Source organism: Leptotrichia sp. SK-5 (assembly GCF_055387215.1).
Genome location: NZ_AP028931.1, coordinates 1,158,036 through 1,174,542, shown reverse-complemented (window position 1 = coordinate 1,174,542; position 16,507 = coordinate 1,158,036). Strand labels below are relative to the sequence as shown.

Sequence of the window (16,507 nt, the reverse complement as noted above, 5' to 3'; positions counted from 1 at the left end):
TTACCAATTTTTTGACTTATTGTCAATATTGATTTTACAATTTGTTTATATTGTTGGGTTTTGTAAACATTTGAATTTTAAACTGTATCTTATTTGTATATTACCGTAAAATAAATACAAAAATTTATACAATCTTTACAAAAATAAAAAAAAGAGGATAGCCATTTCTGACTACCCTAATAACTTACAAAAATAATTTCACAAGTTTTTTCTTATTTTCCTTTATAGTTTCATCGCTTTCCTCAAACACTCCAAATCTATCGAATCCGACAGTTATCATTAAAGCGATAAAGTTTGTGCTTATCAAGAGTATTAAATCTTCCGTCTTCGACTTCTCTTCTATGTAATTAAATACTTCTTTGTTGCTTTCGTTCTTCAATTTACTCTGCAACAAGTTTAAATTCTGCCTTCTTTGATAGCCTCTTAATTCCAATATAATTACTGAATTTAAAAATATCAACGCAAACATTACGATTGCAAACTTCCTACTTCTGTGATATATCTTCATCTTTACCATCCCTCTTCTTGACAAACCCCAGCTTTTCCAGTAAAAGTTCCAAAAATCCTGTGCTTATGCCATATCTTTTCTGATTTACTGTCTCTAGCAGAGCCTCTCCGAAAAATCCCAAGACAGGACTCCACGGATATAGAAACCCAGCTTTAAAATGCCCTACGACTTTGTTCAAAGATAGAGCGATAGCCATTGTCATTCCGGCGACGGCTATTCTTTTTATGTACGGTTTTACTGGCTGGTTGTCTATCATTTTCTGTGCAACCACGCCAAAGAGTACACCGCTGAAAAACAGTATGAGGAAAAGTCCGTGATTGTCTATTATTACTTTTAAATCCTCTATCATTAATTATGCTCCTTATATCCCTATTGCTGTTTTTTCTTCTCCAAGTATTTTGTGTATTATTTCATCCACATTTATAGTTTTTTCAAGTGCTTCAGCACCTTTTAACAATAAATCCTCAGTGAATCTCTCAATATCATCAGGAATGTATGGGTTGTTTATCTCCTGTGCCTTTTTTACAAACTCCTTAAACTTTCCAAAAAAGTTGTTTTTAACAGCTTCCAATTTTTCTATTCCTTTTTTAGCTCCAAAGATTATTTCCTTCTCTAGTACTTCTTTTCTAGTGAAATCTACCAACATCCCTATTAAAATTACTTGTAACTGTTTATCCATTTTTTATCTCTCCCTTTTCTTATTTTAATTAATATCAATTTTAAGCTATCCAGCAAGCCCTACAATCAATTTTATCTTACTAGCTAAATTTATACCAAAATTATTTTTAACGCTTGTATTAGGCTTATATCAAAGCCATTTGTACATTACTTCAGTTCAAAATGTGGTGTATCGTGCATTTTCCAGTTTCCGCCCCATTCAATATTAATTTTTTTACTTTTTGCTACTGCCAAAATATGATCTGCTATTAATTTTAATTTTTTATCATCATATCCTTCTTCTGATGTGAATTTTCTGTACACACCATTTTCTATAACTCCACAAGGGAATATGTCAACCGCATGTCCGTATCCATCAGATTTTAATTGATGATTAGATTTAAATGTTTTTCCGTCACAATTAGTTACTTTTTTTAATTTTTTTCCTTTTTTATCATATAAAACAGTTCTTCCTTGTTGATATAAAGCAAACTGTTCCTCTGTTGTTCTAGCACCGTCTGTGATTCTAAAATCAAACGGACTATTTATAATTGCAGCTTTCATAACTTCGACTAACTTTGGATGTACTTTTTTCATTTTATCCAAACTTTCTTGGCTGAAAGAATACGTTTTATTCTCTGTTGCTGTATTTTCCTTATTCCAGTCTTTCAAATATTCCTCCTTTCTCTGAACTCTGTTTAACCAGCCTGTCAAAAATCTTTCTTGTGTGTTGTCAGCTTCAACTTTACCTTTGTAATAAATTCTCTGCAAGTTGTGATAAACTTCTAAAAATTTACCAGAATCTGCTGCATTCAATGCTTCCAATGTTTTATTTCCAATTATTCCGTCTACATCAAGATTTGCATTTGTCAATTGATTTATGGCAATCTGTGCGTTTTTTGTTCCATTTCTGCCACTGTTTACAGCCCAGTCGCATATAGATAGTGCCACTTTATCATTTACAACTTTATCCAGCTTGTTTCCTAAGTAATATTTTTTCAGATATATATTTTTTGCAAAATCTATTGTTAAATCTTGCATATCTCCAGTATAGCCAAATTCTCTTGCTTCTTCTTCAATGATTCCATACTTAGTTTTTCCACCTTTATCGTGCTTATCATTTGAATATCCTCCCTCAACTTTCAGCAGATAATCAAATATTCTTTCAAATGGGTCCATTTATACCACTTCCTTTTCTTTTATTAATTCCATATTTTTTAAATACTTATACAACTTTGCAGGGCTGAACTGATAGCCAACCCTATCCTTTAATGATTTACCTTTATAGGTCAAGGTAAATTGTAAAGCATAATCGATTGCATTAAGGCAGAACTCACTGCAAAAATACCTATTATCGTCCTGCACCTTATCAGCATAGAAAAATTGTCCTAAAATTCCTAAATAATCATAGCCCTTGCCTTGAGCTGTTCTAAAAAATTCAATCACATCTTTGGGATCGATATTTTTATCAAGCTCATAAATTTCCATATTTTTCTGATACTCAAATTTCCTTGTCCTAACTCCTCCAGGATTAGATAAAAAAATTTGACCATTGTAAATAAATTCACAGTGAGAGTATTTACCTAGCGTCCATAATGCTATTAAATGCCCTATCAGTCTCTTGGGCTTGTGGAAACATATATATAGCTTGTCTTTTTCTAACTGCATAAATACCTCCTAACCTTGCTTTATTTCACTTTCAAAAAGTTTATTGTATTCTGCTTCGGCGTCAAATGTTTTCAGCTCCTCAACCGTCTTGTTTTCCAAACTGTGCGACAATGTTGTCTCGGCAACCATTGAAACGGTTGTGTGCTTTCTCATTATCTCACTCATTTCAATAAATCTCTGAACGCTTACATTTACATACTTTTCAGAGCCGTCTTCCGTGTAAAATTTCCAATTGCTATACTCTGTATTCATTAAATCACCCATTACTTGAGTGAAGTCCAATTTCTGACCCTTAGCAATTTTTCCCATAAGTCCAAGAACGAATTTCAAAACTAAGCTGAATAATATTTTGGTTATATTACTTTGGTCTATCGTCCTGTTATGTTGTAAATACTTAGTTCCCTTTACTTCAAACTCAAAGGGCTTCTTTTCCCTTTCAAGCCTTAACTGGTATAATTCTTCTTTCAGTTTTTCAATTTTTCCTTCTTTTCTGTACTTTATTTGATTGTCTTCGATGTACTCGAATTCAGATAGTTCAACTGCCTTGATTTTTCCGTCCTCGATTAATTCATTTTCAGCTAAAGTATATTTTCCAGCCTTGTACAACTCTTCTTTTGTTGCCTCCCTTAGATTTCCATTTTCGAGAACTGGATTTTGATATTCCAATTCGTTCCAGATGTGCTTTTCCGAATCCCAGTCTGGATAAAATAAATTCGGCTCTTTTTTAAAATCTTCCAGATTGGTAATAATAGGTCTCGCTATTACTTCAAGACTTTTTTTATCATAAATTACAACATTCATCTTTGTTTTCCTTTCTATTCATTATTTTGCTAAAAAACTGACATTGAAATATAAGTAGCCTGATAACTTGATGTTTGACATCAGAATTACACGTCCATCAGTTTCTACGTTGAACACACAAGCCTGTCCTGCACCTGTGTTTCCTGAAAAGCTTGTACGATTTCTGGGTCTGAAACCGTCTGGCAGTGTTAAGATTACATTGCCCTCGGTTCTCCCATTTAGCCTTTGGTTATCGTCTATAATCAAGAAGACTATTCCAGCCTTCTTGTATAATGTTGCAGAAGAAAAGCCAGCAATCTGACTTGCATTTAAAGTTCCTGGTATAACTTCGTATAAATTTTCTAATTTGTCTGAAAGTGGCTTGTTGGAGATAGCTCTGAATTTTGACACATCGTTATATGTTAAATTTGTGTCCGCGATACATTCGTAATAAAATTTTGTTACACTGTCATAGTAGAACTTGCCTCTAGTTTTATTGCCGACGTCCTGTATGTTTCCGCCAAATTCTAGACCTATTATTTTTGCTAATGCCTGTATTTCCAGATATCTTCTGTCTGCCGACTCTCTTGTTAAGTATGTCATTGAATTATCTATTGTTACATTTAAATTAGCAGCCTGATCGATTATAATAATGCACTTCTCAACAATATCAATAGCATTTTTTCCATTGTAAACAGGTATATAATCGCCATCTGTTCCTTTATTGTATGCATATAAAATTTCTGTTCCTGAATCATCCTGGGCATAAATCCCCATCTCTGAAATTTTATATGAATTCGTTATTGTACTTGTACCACTTCCAGTTTTGTTAGAAACAATGAAAGTAAATTCCACTATTCCATTTTCTTTTCTTTCGTAACTGTTCACAGGGAATTCATTTCTTTTATCCAGTAAATCTGTTAATTCCCTGTCATTTCCTGTGTTGTATCCAGCTCCAATCTTAAATTTTGTGATATTTATTTTAGTCTCGTTATTTATTGCCTTTGCAAGAAGCTCCCTTCCTTTATTAGTCAATATCCAACCTATGTAATTAGCCATACTACCTCCTTATCTAATCCCTATTGTATTTTCTTTTACAGTTACATTTATTATTCCTTCACTTAAATTCTGTTCCATCCACGGAAGTTCAAAGTTTCTTTCATTCAGAATATTAATTATCAGTTTTTCAGAAAATATCCCAATATGCTTTCCAAACTCTGCAGTCCTGTCAAATGTCAATGCTTCAAGCCAACTTCTTTCATTCTTATATTCATTGACTACATCTAATACTTTAAGATAATCTTTTTCATCTTTAAGTTCTCCCAAAGTAGATATTTTAAAATATCCTGGTCGACCACCATACTCAAACCATTCTTTTATTTCTGCATTTCCAAAAAGAATTTTACAAATAGCCTTTACACTTCCAAGTGTTCCTTTGTTAAAATGGGCTATTACTGCTATTTTTACCAATTCTCTCTTGCTTTCAAGACTGGCATTTTCTCCAACATAATCTACATGATATTCCCACAATAAATAATCAATTTCCGTTTCACTTAATTTATCAATATCAAGAAAAAATTTACTTATTATTCTATTTTTCTGCTGTTCTATTGCATAATCTATTGATTCATATATCCATTTTGTTGTTTTATCTGTAAGAGTCGATTTTGCAGCAATGTCAGTTAATTTTAAATCTTGTACAGTTATCATAACTCTTCAACTCCTTGATAGTTACTTGTTATGCTGTTATTTATTCCAACCTGGTTAAAATTCAATTTTTGGAATACAGGGCTTCTTAATACCACTCTTTTTACTCCGGCAATTTTTAATCTTTTAATCAGTTCATCTGGATTAATATCCTTGCCTATCTTTTCTTTTTGCCATTTGATAAACTCCTGTATAGTCTTGTCAACATTAGATTTTATTATATTTACAAGAGTTTCATTATCCTTATCAATATAGTAGTCAAAATCTATAGAATAGTTGACTTTGTTTGGCTCTTTAATATTTACATTGTCAGTTAGTGGTCTTACATTTTCTTCATTGAGTACTGCCTTTACTTTTTCCTTAAGTTCTTGACTTACTGTGCCAGTATCTGTCCAAATGTACACATCTACATTAGTAGCACTAGGAGAATGAACTTTTACATCAATAATATTTGTACTTGCTGTTTTAGTCCAGAATGTATAAGCTCCTGAACTCCCAGCTGTTGTGAAAGATTCAGGAATTTCCCTTATTCTTTCCCTGTAGCTTTCGTCCGCTTCTTCATTTGTTCCTGAATTGCTTTCCGTGATATTTTCTACTTTTGAATAATTTGGATAAATGTCCACCATATCCTTTATTTGTCCTACTGGGATACCGTTTCCAATAATTCCAAGTGTATTACATGTAGCTTTTCCATCAACTGACAGATTTCCTTTTAATATCTTATATTCCTCATTTGTTTCAAAATAAAGCTCATTGTAACGTATTCTTGACCCCTTTGGGATAACTGTGTCAGTTGCTTGAACACTAGATATATAAAATCTGAAAGTTGCTATTGCAGGCTGTTCTACCAGCCTTTTACCTCTGTTCCCATAGATTTCTCCTTTCAGGTCAAGCCTTTCATTTCTTGCATATCTCAAATAATTCTGCTTAATATCATCATTATATTTCTCTTCAAGCAATGCCAACTGATAAGCAACTGTACTAAAAATTAATGTTTCCGGACTTGCTTCAGTCAGAGTTTTTCCACTCAATTCCTGAAATTTGTCTATCATATCTCTTTTTATTTCCCAAGCATCGCTGTCTATCGCTTCGTATTCCTCAAAATTATCCAATATTTATCACCTCAATTCCCAGTTCAATATCAAAATCATTATTGTGTTTATCTATCATTTTTATTTCTGTGGTTTTTAAAATTGCCCTCGGCTCATATTTCCTGAACAACTCAAGCAACTGAGACATTATTTTATTTTCCACAACGTTTATGTTTTTATCTATTAAATCGCTGTCAAAACTGAAATCACGGTTAAGTGGCTGTTCTTCCTTACAAACTCTTAAAAGCATTCCAACATTTGTTACAACTTCCTCAACATAATTTTTTGGAGCGTAATTAATTTCTTCGTTAGATGAAACGTATATCATCATTTACCTCCAATCTGATTTCTTAAAAAATTCATTAGTATTTCTCTATCTGTTTTATCAAAATTTTTAGCATAATCAATCATTTCATTAACTTTATCTGCTGTAATCATTCCGGCTCTTACTAAATTCATCAGTTCATCAATTTTGGCATCTTTTTTGATTTTTTCAAGCTGGCTTAGTATTTCGTTTTTCTTATTTTCTGCAATCTGAATAGCTTTATCTACTTTTTCAAGCGTGCTATCTACTTTATTTTTTACTTTTTCCGCAAATTCCTGTAATTTTGTTTTCTGCTCGACTTCAATATTCACAGCTTCTGCTTCAACAAGCTCTTCCTGCTCTTTCTTTTGAGCTTTTAACTGTTCTATTATCTGATTATATTTTTTAGGATCATCTATATATTCCTTTAACGTCAGGTCTAAATTTATATAATCAAACTCAGAAGTTTCTCTGTTGAAATAAGAATTCTTTTCACTTATATCTATTATCAAAAACGGAAAAGCTCCAAATGTCTGCCCTCCTAATGTTAAATAACCATACTCTCCGAACTCCCACATAGTCTTTATTTTATCAAGCTGTTCCGATGGTGTTGTTTCTTGTAGTAATGAGGAAATTAATGTAATCCCAAAAGTTATTTCCGTTAATTCTCTGCCTTGATGTCTTAACATACCAGGACCGTATATTGGATTATGTTCAGAAATTTTAGATTTATATGATCTATTTATCTGATTATTAATTGAAAATACTTTCTTGTCAGATACTTCAAATATTACATCTCCGAGACTTCCTATCATTATTCAGGTCCTCCTGTCTTATCTCCACCAATCATAACGCCACTATGTTTATGTGTATTAAGATTAATACTTCCACCAGTTTTTGTAGTTCCACTGACTTCCAAATCTCCATTAATTACAATCTTGCCAATATTCAAAGTCAACGTATTTTTATCATAACTCCAGCTTCCACCATCAGAAAAAGTCCTTTTAACCTCACTTTCACTGCTGGAAGACCCTCGCATAGGACAGCCAAGCACAACTCCTTGTTCAGGCATTTCTGAAAAGAATAAGCAATAAACAGTCTGTCCTAGTCCAAGTGTGTAATTGTCGCTGTGGCTTTCAGAATAAGGAACCAATACATTAAGCCAGTCCGTCGTTTTATCATCATCGCCCTTTAACAGCACTCTCACTTTTCCAGTTTTTGAATCTATCGCACTTACTTCTCCTGCTTTTAATGTTTCAATCAATTTAACCACCTGCCTTATCACTTTTTGTAACAAAAAAATCACAGCTAAATTAATAACTGTGATTTTAAATATTTTTAAAAAATTATTCTATTTCCAATTCTTTTTCCAAGGCTTCTTGCAACACTTTTGAAAAATTTATATTATATCTTTTTGCTGTTTCATTAAGCCAGCTTGGTATAGTTACATTTTTTCTAACCGTTGTTTTTTGTGTTTCTTTAACGTATTTCAGTAAATCTAATCCAACTAAAGTTGTGTATGAATTTTTTACAGCTTCTTCTATTTCATTCTTTTCTGTATCTTTATCGTATAATGTTTCAAAATAGGCTCTTATATCTATTTTTTCAATTTCTGTTGCTTTTGGAAGTTCCTTTTTTTCTAAAAAATCTTCCATTAATACCGTACCTATATAGTCTGTTGCCATATAGTAGGCATCTTCTAAATCGCTACCACATGTCGCACCGCCTAAATCAGGAAAATGAACGCTATAGCCTTCTTTTTCTTTAGAAAAAATACTTGGGTACACTACATACATAATTAACCTCCTATTTTTGAAATGAGGAACAGGATTTATTTCAATCCTGCTTGTTTTAATATCGCTCTTTCGAGATTCTTATTAAGTTCCCCACTATGACAAGGCACTTCGGTTACCTTACCGGTATCGAAATTCTTAAATCTTCTATGAGAGCCTTTTCCACCTTTTATTTCGGTGAATCCGTTTCTCTTCAAAAATCTAATCATTTCTCTTGAATTCATTGGCATCCTAACCACCTCAAAGATATTATACATCAAAATACGTATAAAGTCAACGATTTTTTTATCACAGTTATTATATTTAATTGTAATTGTCCTATAAATAATTTACTTCTTCTTATTTCTAGCTTTTCGTCCTTTTTTCTTGCTAGAACTCTTGCTACTTCTACCTTTTCTGCCTTTAGATTTAGCCTGTCTTTCTGCTTCTTTTTGCCGTTGCTCCTCTTTAGTCTGGGCAATCGCATTTTGTTCGGCATTTTCTCTTGCTCCAAGTTTCATAGCATTGATTTCACAGGTATAATCTCCAGTTACATTGTGCGTTACCTTATCGATTACATATTTACCTTCAAATTTTCCCCAACTCTCATCCAGTTCTATTATTGCTCCTGCCAAGTATTTAGTATTTCCGTCAACATTTAAAGTTATCTGATACTCCTGTTTCATATTTTCTTTCAATGTTTTTTTAGCTACTTTCTTGGCTGTACTTTTCCCTTTTGTCTTAATTTTTAAAGTTTTCTCTTTTTTACTTCTGCCCTTTTTACCTTCAGCTTTATTTTTTAACTTCTCTTTCGATTCCTTAACTGTTTTTCCTTTTTTGGAGGAATTTTTACTTCCTGATTTTTTACTTTTTTCCTTTTTAAAAGACGCGTAGCTCATTCTTTACCTCTTATTTTTTCTTGGATTTAACCTTTTTGCTAGACTTCTTGTTTTTAGAAGACTTGCTACTGTTCTTTGATTTTTTATTTTCTGACGATTTTTCTTCTGAGCTTTCAGTTGTAACTTGATTGCGTTTTTCAAGCTCTTTTTTTGTAATAATTTCCTTAATAACTTTCTTCTTGTCAGGATCATAATATGAAACTTCAACATTATCATAAATTTCCTTATTTTTCTTTTTCAAACTGAAACTTCTGATTCTCTCATCATTAATATTAAAAATCTCAACAGTATCATTCTTTTCCATTTCTTCATCATCAAAAATGATTATCTTGTCATCAGATACTTTCATATTTAATCCAGTTTCCTTGACAACTCTGTTAATAAAAGCCAAATCTGTTTCCTGGTTCTGATCAAGCCTTTCAAAAAATTCGTCATCTGCATATATTTCCGCATTCATTTCATGCTTATTGGCAATCTGTGTAACAAGCTCTTTTAGAGTTATCCTTTCCCAAGCAACACTATTCTTTTGGTCTCTAATATTCTGGTCTAATGGTAAAGCTAAGCATTTCAGATTAAGCCTATTATTTTCAAATGTCGGCTCATCCACATAAAAAGTTCCTAAATCCAAAAAATTAGTTTCATTTTCCAAGTCTTCATGAATCCCAACAAGTAATTGAGCATTTTCATCTGGATACCATTCTTTCAGCCAATGGTAATCCAAATTTTCAAGTTCCAGCTCCAAGTCATCTATAGCATTCTTAGAGTTATCAGTATAGTTTAGAGATGAAATAGAATGGGCTATCTCATCAGAAATATCAACTTTATTAAAAATTACTACAACTCTTATATTTCTAGCAAAAGCCACTTCTATTCACCTCTTTTCCAAGGTGGCAAACGCTCATCGTTATCATTTTCTTCATCAGCGATTTCAGGAATAATAACAGGAATATCGGCATCGAAAATAGCAATGTCGATTAATCTTAAATTGCTTCTTATAAGATCATGGAAATATCCTTCACTTCCGTAAACTTTGTAGGATATTAAGTCCCAGGTGTCGCCTGAAACTGTTCTATACACTTTTACCTTTGCCATTATCCGAATGCCGTCCTTTCTCTTTTGTTTATATCTCCTGCTATTACTTTCCTTACAATTCTTTCGACTTCTGATGGATTTCCGCCATTTACATTTATAGTGATTGAATAATTATTTCCGCCATGAGAATTGCCACCTTTTAAATTACTTACTCTGTCTCTTAGATTAGCCACTTTATCTCTCAAAGTGTTCTTTGTTTGAGAATTATTAAGTATTCTCGTACCTTTCGGAAGATTTAAAAGCATTTCACTTTCAGCTAGGAATGCTGGTTTGCCTGGTATCTGAATTAATTCCGCCCCACGTTCTGCTACTGTTGTAAGCCCTCCGCTCCAGTAGTTAGTTCCTGCTGCATTTTTCCCAAATCCTAAAAGTCCTCCAACTGCTCCAAGTCCTTTTGAAACCATATTTTTCAATCCGTTCCATTTATCCGTGAAAAATTTTACAACACCGCTGATTGCACTTTTCAATCCAGAAGCAACTGCATCAAATGCCGATTTAATACCGTTCCACACAGCAATTGCAGCTCCTTTTATTCCTTCCCAGGTTGATTTAAAAAATGATCCAACCGCTGTTATACCTGATTTTAATCCGTTCCATAATGCTAGTGCTGCCGCCTTAATTGCATTCCATACTGCTTTAGCTACAATACCAATTGTTTTGAATATCGCTTTCCATACTGCAACATATACTCTTATATACGCAGCAATTCCAGAAATAACAGCCATTACTACCGGCTTAATTCCTTGCCAGACTTGTTTTATAAAATTTCCTACAGCTCTAAAAATAGCATTTACCCCATTCCTGAACCATGAACATTTATTATAAAGTACTACTAAAATTACAACAACAGCAACTATTGCCGCTATAATAAATCCAACTGGATTTGCCATAAAAGCAACCTTCAAAGCTACTCCCACAGCTTTAACCGCTCCAACTGCTTTTTGAGCTCCAGTTGCTAACAATTGCATTCCTTTAGCAGCACCTTGCATCGCAAAATTACCTACAGCCTTAGCTCCTGTCCCAATAACTTTTGCACCTTTTACAGCACCACTTCCTACAACTTTAGCACCTTTAACTATTCCACTACCTGCTATTTTAGCTACTTTTCCTGTTGCCTGTACTCCTTTTACCAATCCTTTTCCAAGTGTTTTTCCTATTTTTAATCCAGATTGTCCTAATTTTTTTAATCCGCTTCCAACTTTGGATAATGTTGGAAACGCTGTTTTAAATCCTTCAGCAAAACTTCCAGCAACTTTAAATTTATCAAATATTAAAATTCCTTTTGATATTGCACTAAATAAAGGAGAAAATACTTTTGTAGCTCCACCAATTCCAATTGATAGCACAGCAAATCCAGCTACAGCTTTCATAATTCCTGATGCTAGTTTGGGATTTTGTCTTATCCATTCGGCAACTTTTTTTATCATCGGCGTTAAGGCTTCCAATGCACTTTTTATAGTAGGTGCTAGAGCCATTCCCAAATCTGCTAAAGTATTCATCATTTGGTTTTTAGCAATTTTCAATTGTGTTCCCAATGTTTTCATTCTTTCGGCGTATTCTCGTTCAACAGCACCATTTGCCATTTCAGATTTAGCTTTTGACAAATTTTCTCTTAACTTATCAGTGTCGTTTGCCAATGTAGCTATACTATTCGCAGCTTGTTCACCAAATATATCAGTCAATAATCCTATTTTATCTCCAGCGTGAGAACTCTTTATTTTTTCTAAAACTTTCAGAATTGTTCCTTCGGCATCTCTTGCCATATCATGTGCTAAAGTCTCTCCATTTATTCCTAAAAACTCAAAAGCATTTGCTTTTTTTTTGGTATCTGCCCCTTTTCCAAGCTCCAAATATAACTGTTTTATCCCTGTTGCCGCAACATTTGCCTCTGTACCTGTCGCAATTAGAGTTGCCCCTAATGCAATGTTTGCTTCTTTTGATACATTAGCAGTCCTTGCTACAGAACCTACTCTCTGAGAAAAATCTACTAGCTGTGCAGCAACAGAAGCGGTATTATCAGACATATAATTGATAGTATCAGCAAATGAGAATACTTCTTTTTTCGTTAATCCTAACTGTTCTTTTGTTTTTGCTAAAAACTGTCCCGCTTCCTGTGTAGACATATCAAATGCAACCTTTAGTTGTTGAGCTTTATTTGTGTATTCAACGATTTGATCTCCTACTATTCCTGACTGTGCTAAAGAGCCAGCAATTTCATATAGTTCTGGTTGAGATAATGGTGAATTTTCCGAAATTTTTCTAATGTCTGCATAATATTTTTTCGCTTCGTCGCCTAACATTTTTCGTAAATCTGCCTGACTTTCTTCAACATCCATATAGACTTTCATAGGTACTGCCAATGCTCCAGCTGTTGCTATTCCTCTATTAAAAGTTCTGTCGCTAAATTCTTTAACTTTTCCAATATTTTCTTGTCGAGCTTCATATCTTTTTTGGGCTTCTTTCAGTTTATTCATCTTTTCAAGTTCAGAATTTACTTTGGTTAATTGAGATTTATAGCTTCCCAAACTTTGATTTTCGCCTTCAATTGCACTTCTTGCGGCTTCAAACACATGTTTTTGACGTTCTTTTTGTTTGTTTAAACTGTTTACAACTTTTTCTTGCTCTTTTATTTTTTTAGCAAGTTCAGTATTACTTTGCCCTGTCTTGTTGTATGCTTCTTTGAGTTCGTGAAGTTTTCTTGCGGCATTAAGATATTCCTTGCTTACATTTACATAAGCACTTTTTAATTTTTCGATTTTTTCCAAAGCTCTTTGAGCCTTTTCCAATTCTTTAGCCTTTTTTCCTAATTCCTCTGCACTTTTTGCTGTATTTTTCATAGCATTTGCAACCTGTGCCATTCCAGTCAATGCTCCTGCTACAGCCGCACTCATAACTATATTCAGTTCCATATTTTTAGCCATAAATTCCTCCTTTCCTGTTGCTTTTTTACACTTTTCAATGTATAATCCTAATGAAAATAAATTTTAAATTAGGTGATTTTATGAAAAATAATAAAAAAGATGGTATTCTTTATATAATTTTTGCATTTTTGGGAACTCTTCCCGCATTATTTTTGAATATTTTTCCAATCTTATTTTGGGGAATATTCCTATTTTTTATGATACTTTTGTGTCTTTCTCTAGGAATATTTGGTATTTTCATCATAATAACAATGATAATTACAGTTATAATATCAGCAGTTTATATTTTTGGAGGCAAATAGCCTCCATTTTTTATTCCTTGCTTTCTTCATACCTTGTTTCTGCTTCCTGTATCAGTTCCTCTGCTCTTGTTTGCCAATATTCCAGTTCATACAAGCTACAGGACATCAGTGTCTCGTAGCTCATATTTAAACTGCTTTTATATTCATTTGAAAAGTTTAATGCTTCAAGAATATCAGTTACTGTATCAAGCAGCTGTATTATTTCTGGTCTTCTTTCTTCATTTCTTCCTCTTGTGCTTCCGTTTCCTCTATCACGAAATTCTCTGTATCGTCTGCTGAACCCAAGCCTGCGTTCAAAAAACCCTTAGTTTTATTCAAAACTTTTATATAATCAGTTCCTTTAAGCCCAAGTAAGTCACCGTATTTGATTCCGCTGGCTTTCGACGCAACTGTTAAAGCCCAGCCGTCTTCAAGCTCCTTTACTGTTGCTCCTTTATTTCTTGCCTTATATTCTTTCTCGGCAAAAACTAAATCTTGCCCTGACAACTCTTCTAAATCTAATACAATCTCCTTAATATTTTTTGCTCCAAATTTATATTCTCTTCTTAATTTAATTACTTCTGCCATTTTGTATCCTCCTAAATTTTTATGATAATCCTAACATTCTTCTGATTTTTCCGTTTGTTTCTCCGTTTATATTACTGATTCTGTTAAATACATCAAGAAATGCTATTTCTTTACCATCTATCACTACTTTATAATAACTTAATGATAAATCAAGCGATGCTTCAAGTTTGTTTCCTGGTTTTAATTTTGGTCCATCAAACTTTTTAAGCATTCCTTTAAAAGTTACATCTAAACCTATATAAGTTGGTGCATGTGTTATTCTATTCATCTTTTGGATTACACCTTTACACTCAATCATTAACTCTCCTTCATTATTAAAATTCAAAAGAGTTTCGTCTATACATTCCATTTTTATTTTTGCTTCCAGTTTTTTATAGTGTCCTGTAAGCACGGCATCGTACTCTGATACCATTCCAATTTGGTTTACACTTACGGTTGAAGTTTCCACAGTAGGTAATTCTACTTCACCTATTCCTACCAAATTATTTTCTCCATTAATAAATATTTCTATATCGTTTAATGCTATCGGTATATTAGCTTTTCCCATTTTTTAACCTCCTAACTTCCTAAATTGTTTGCGAATGTCTGCAATGCATCCACGTCGTATTTTTTCTTAAATGTCATGGATTTTAACCCTGGAGCAATTCCAAGTTTTATAATCCAAGTAACATCTCCGTTTATTACATTTGTTAAAGTATTATCTTCTTCTGATAATACAGCCTCTGCAGCAAGGAAATGATTAGCTGCGACAAGTCCGTTTAATCTTATGTTCATAGACTTTGTAATAGTTTCAGCCAATTTAAGTGTAAATCTCTTATCTATGCTATTGAAATAACTAATTACTAATTCATTTCCTATATACTTGAACATTCTACGAGTATAACCAAACTTGTCTTTTGGATCTGTTGCTAGAGGATTCTTTGCTGTTTCGGTTCCCCAGCAACGCCAACCTTTAAAGTTTATTGCTGTTACAGCTCCATTTTTATTCAAAAAGTTTGCTTGCTGTTCTTTATCCAACATTATTTCTTCAAAATTTCCGCTTGAATTTTTATATGCTAAGGCATCTATTTTATAAGCATGATTTGAAGGTGCTTGTGATGGAATGTTGTCATTTTCTGAATCCACTTTTAATGATAATGCTCCATAGTGGATAGAATGGAAATAAATATTTCCTGATAGTTTTGGGTAACCGTATAAAATTATCTGATCTTCTGACAATATATTTTTACTGTCTTTCCAAGATACAATTTCATCATATCTTTTATCTGCAGGTGCATTTATCAAGGCTACTGCCTCAAACATTCCCGAATTTATATTTTTAGCTTTTGTCGCCATTACAGCCGCTACTGCACTGTCGTTTGAAAAATCTGGAACATCAAGAAACGCTGGAAGTTCCGAAAATTTTAAATACACTTCATCAACCAAATCAAGCCCAGTTCTTTGCATTGTGTTAATGTTATATCCACCAATTGCTTCTTCTTTTTTCACTTTTGTCAAATCCACCTCATAATATTCAATGTCAATTTTATTATTATTTAGTGCTGTTGCATAAATTTCCAGTCCCTCATCTGTCCATAAATATCTTGCATCCGATATTTCAGAACTTGTCGAATTATCTTTTACAACAAAGGTATCTGTTATTATTTTGTGATTTTTAACAAGAACTTTTCCGTTTTTTATTTCCAGTCCTTGTACTGTTTTTTTGTTATCAGACTTATGTTTATCTAAATCCAAAATATTTACAACAAATAAAGGTGCTACTGCATAAAGCTCAAAAAATACTTTTACTGCCTGAGAAATACTGAAGTCTAAATCATAAGTATCTCCAAAGTATTCAATAGCTTCTCTTAGCGTTCCAATTCTGACAACTTCATTAGTTTTCCTTTTTTCTTTTTTAACTTTATGAATTGGTGCCATTCCTACGATAAAATGCCCATAATCAAGTGTAACAGGCAAATTTATGTCGCTTGCTGCTTCCGTTTGATACGTTCCGTGTTTATACGCCATCATTTTCTCCTTTCACACTTTCTAAAAGTTCATCTGTTAGTTGCTCAAGCAAAATTTCATTCTTTTCTGCAAAAGGTAAATCATCTGCTTTAATAAGCAATTTTTCAAGTAAAGGATATTTTTTTCTTATTTCTTCTACCTTTTCTCCAAAATATATCCCGCTTTTGTTAAGTCTTACATCAGGTAAATCAATATTTTTACCTATATAAACATATCTTGTTTCTGTTTCCAT

Annotated in this window: 23 protein-coding genes; 1 reads left to right on the top strand and 22 read right to left on the bottom strand. The window is 32.9% G+C overall.

All coding sequences use genetic code 11. The features are described 5' to 3' along the window. Positions 1-184: 184 nt before the first annotated feature. The 18 genes from ACZ5B9_RS05950 to ACZ5B9_RS05865 all read right to left on the bottom strand — a co-directional run bounded on the left by ACZ5B9_RS05950 (position 185) and on the right by ACZ5B9_RS05865 (position 13,399). The gene (locus ACZ5B9_RS05950) at positions 185-508 is read right to left on the bottom strand and encodes a hypothetical protein (protein ID WP_455035804.1); all 324 of its coding nucleotides are present in this window, start codon (positions 506-508) and stop codon (positions 185-187) included. After that, positions 486-857 (bottom strand): hypothetical protein, encoded by a 372-nt coding sequence (locus ACZ5B9_RS05945; RefSeq protein WP_464423771.1) that lies wholly within the window; start codon positions 855-857, stop codon positions 486-488. Before ACZ5B9_RS05945 ends, ACZ5B9_RS05950 begins: the two co-directional genes overlap by 23 nt. A 12-nt stretch (positions 858-869) precedes the next feature. Next, complete coding sequence (locus ACZ5B9_RS05940) at positions 870-1,187, bottom strand: hypothetical protein (RefSeq protein WP_464423770.1); 318 nt, start codon at positions 1,185-1,187, stop codon at positions 870-872. 146 nt (positions 1,188-1,333) lie between these two features. Further along, the gene (locus ACZ5B9_RS05935) at positions 1,334-2,344 is read right to left on the bottom strand and encodes a glycosyl hydrolase 108 family protein (RefSeq protein WP_464423769.1); all 1,011 of its coding nucleotides are present in this window, start codon (positions 2,342-2,344) and stop codon (positions 1,334-1,336) included. Beyond that, a complete protein-coding gene (locus ACZ5B9_RS05930; protein WP_464423768.1) occupies positions 2,345-2,833 on the bottom strand; it encodes a cytoplasmic protein in 489 nt (162 codons plus the stop codon). A 9-nt stretch (positions 2,834-2,842) separates the two neighbouring features. After that, positions 2,843-3,634, bottom strand: coding sequence for a hypothetical protein (locus tag ACZ5B9_RS05925; RefSeq protein WP_464423767.1), 792 nt, complete (start codon positions 3,632-3,634; stop codon positions 2,843-2,845). A gap of 21 nt (positions 3,635-3,655) precedes the next feature. Continuing rightward, positions 3,656-4,672, bottom strand: coding sequence for a phage tail-collar fiber domain-containing protein (locus tag ACZ5B9_RS05920; RefSeq protein WP_464423766.1), 1,017 nt, complete (start codon positions 4,670-4,672; stop codon positions 3,656-3,658). Positions 4,673-4,681: 9 nt separating this feature from the next. Further along, positions 4,682-5,323, bottom strand: coding sequence for a phage tail protein I (locus ACZ5B9_RS05915; protein ID WP_464423765.1), 642 nt, complete (start codon positions 5,321-5,323; stop codon positions 4,682-4,684). Continuing rightward, positions 5,320-6,432, bottom strand: a complete 1,113-nt coding sequence (locus ACZ5B9_RS05910) for a baseplate assembly protein (protein WP_464423764.1) — start codon at positions 6,430-6,432, stop codon at positions 5,320-5,322. The genes ACZ5B9_RS05915 and ACZ5B9_RS05910 overlap by 4 nt, the downstream gene beginning before the upstream one ends. After that, complete coding sequence (locus ACZ5B9_RS05905; RefSeq protein WP_464423763.1) at positions 6,425-6,742, bottom strand: hypothetical protein; 318 nt, start codon at positions 6,740-6,742, stop codon at positions 6,425-6,427. Before ACZ5B9_RS05905 ends, ACZ5B9_RS05910 begins: the two co-directional genes overlap by 8 nt. Further along, positions 6,739-7,530 carry a phage tail protein gene (locus ACZ5B9_RS05900; RefSeq protein ID WP_464423762.1) on the bottom strand — a complete coding sequence of 264 codons (792 nt, stop codon included), beginning with the start codon at positions 7,528-7,530 and terminating at the stop codon, positions 6,739-6,741. The genes ACZ5B9_RS05905 and ACZ5B9_RS05900 overlap by 4 nt, the downstream gene beginning before the upstream one ends. After that, complete coding sequence (locus ACZ5B9_RS05895) at positions 7,530-7,988, bottom strand: phage baseplate protein (protein WP_464423760.1); 459 nt, start codon at positions 7,986-7,988, stop codon at positions 7,530-7,532. Before ACZ5B9_RS05895 ends, ACZ5B9_RS05900 begins: the two co-directional genes overlap by 1 nt. A 73-nt stretch (positions 7,989-8,061) precedes the next feature. Next, entirely contained in the window at positions 8,062-8,511 is a 450-nt protein-coding gene (locus ACZ5B9_RS05890) for a type II toxin-antitoxin system HicB family antitoxin (RefSeq protein WP_464423759.1), read from the bottom strand. A 35-nt stretch (positions 8,512-8,546) separates the two neighbouring features. After that, positions 8,547-8,738, bottom strand: a complete 192-nt coding sequence (locus ACZ5B9_RS05885; RefSeq protein WP_464423758.1) for a type II toxin-antitoxin system HicA family toxin — start codon at positions 8,736-8,738, stop codon at positions 8,547-8,549. A gap of 99 nt (positions 8,739-8,837) precedes the next feature. After that, entirely contained in the window at positions 8,838-9,386 is a 549-nt protein-coding gene (locus ACZ5B9_RS05880) for an XkdQ/YqbQ family protein (protein WP_464423757.1), read from the bottom strand. A 10-nt stretch (positions 9,387-9,396) separates the two neighbouring features. After that, positions 9,397-10,251, bottom strand: a complete 855-nt coding sequence (locus ACZ5B9_RS05875) for a phage late control D family protein (protein ID WP_464423756.1) — start codon at positions 10,249-10,251, stop codon at positions 9,397-9,399. 2 nt (positions 10,252-10,253) lie between these two features. Then, entirely contained in the window at positions 10,254-10,478 is a 225-nt protein-coding gene (locus ACZ5B9_RS05870; RefSeq protein WP_464423755.1) for a tail protein X, read from the bottom strand. Continuing rightward, positions 10,478-13,399 carry a phage tail tape measure protein gene (locus tag ACZ5B9_RS05865; protein WP_464423754.1) on the bottom strand — a complete coding sequence of 974 codons (2,922 nt, stop codon included), beginning with the start codon at positions 13,397-13,399 and terminating at the stop codon, positions 10,478-10,480. Before ACZ5B9_RS05865 ends, ACZ5B9_RS05870 begins: the two co-directional genes overlap by 1 nt. An 80-nt stretch (positions 13,400-13,479) precedes the next feature. Here ACZ5B9_RS05865 and ACZ5B9_RS05860 point away from each other — a divergent pair, with 80 nt between their 5' ends. Continuing rightward, on the top strand, positions 13,480-13,701 hold the full coding sequence (locus ACZ5B9_RS05860; RefSeq protein WP_464423753.1) for a hypothetical protein: 222 nt from the start codon (positions 13,480-13,482) through the stop codon (positions 13,699-13,701). Positions 13,702-13,899: 198 nt separating this feature from the next. On the opposite strand, the gene ACZ5B9_RS05855 is transcribed toward ACZ5B9_RS05860, so the two are convergent. Genes ACZ5B9_RS05855 through ACZ5B9_RS05840 form a run of 4 tightly spaced genes read right to left on the bottom strand, consistent with a single transcriptional unit; the run spans position 13,900 to position 16,507 of the window. Beyond that, entirely contained in the window at positions 13,900-14,268 is a 369-nt protein-coding gene (locus ACZ5B9_RS05855; RefSeq protein ID WP_006803904.1) for a hypothetical protein, read from the bottom strand. Between the two features lie 19 nt (positions 14,269-14,287). Further along, positions 14,288-14,815 (bottom strand): phage major tail tube protein, encoded by a 528-nt coding sequence (locus tag ACZ5B9_RS05850; RefSeq protein WP_464423752.1) that lies wholly within the window; start codon positions 14,813-14,815, stop codon positions 14,288-14,290. A gap of 11 nt (positions 14,816-14,826) precedes the next feature. Continuing rightward, positions 14,827-16,275, bottom strand: a complete 1,449-nt coding sequence (locus ACZ5B9_RS05845) for a phage tail sheath protein (protein ID WP_464423751.1) — start codon at positions 16,273-16,275, stop codon at positions 14,827-14,829. Continuing rightward, positions 16,265-16,507 (bottom strand): hypothetical protein, encoded by a 243-nt coding sequence (locus ACZ5B9_RS05840; RefSeq protein WP_464423750.1) that lies wholly within the window; start codon positions 16,505-16,507, stop codon positions 16,265-16,267. Before ACZ5B9_RS05840 ends, ACZ5B9_RS05845 begins: the two co-directional genes overlap by 11 nt.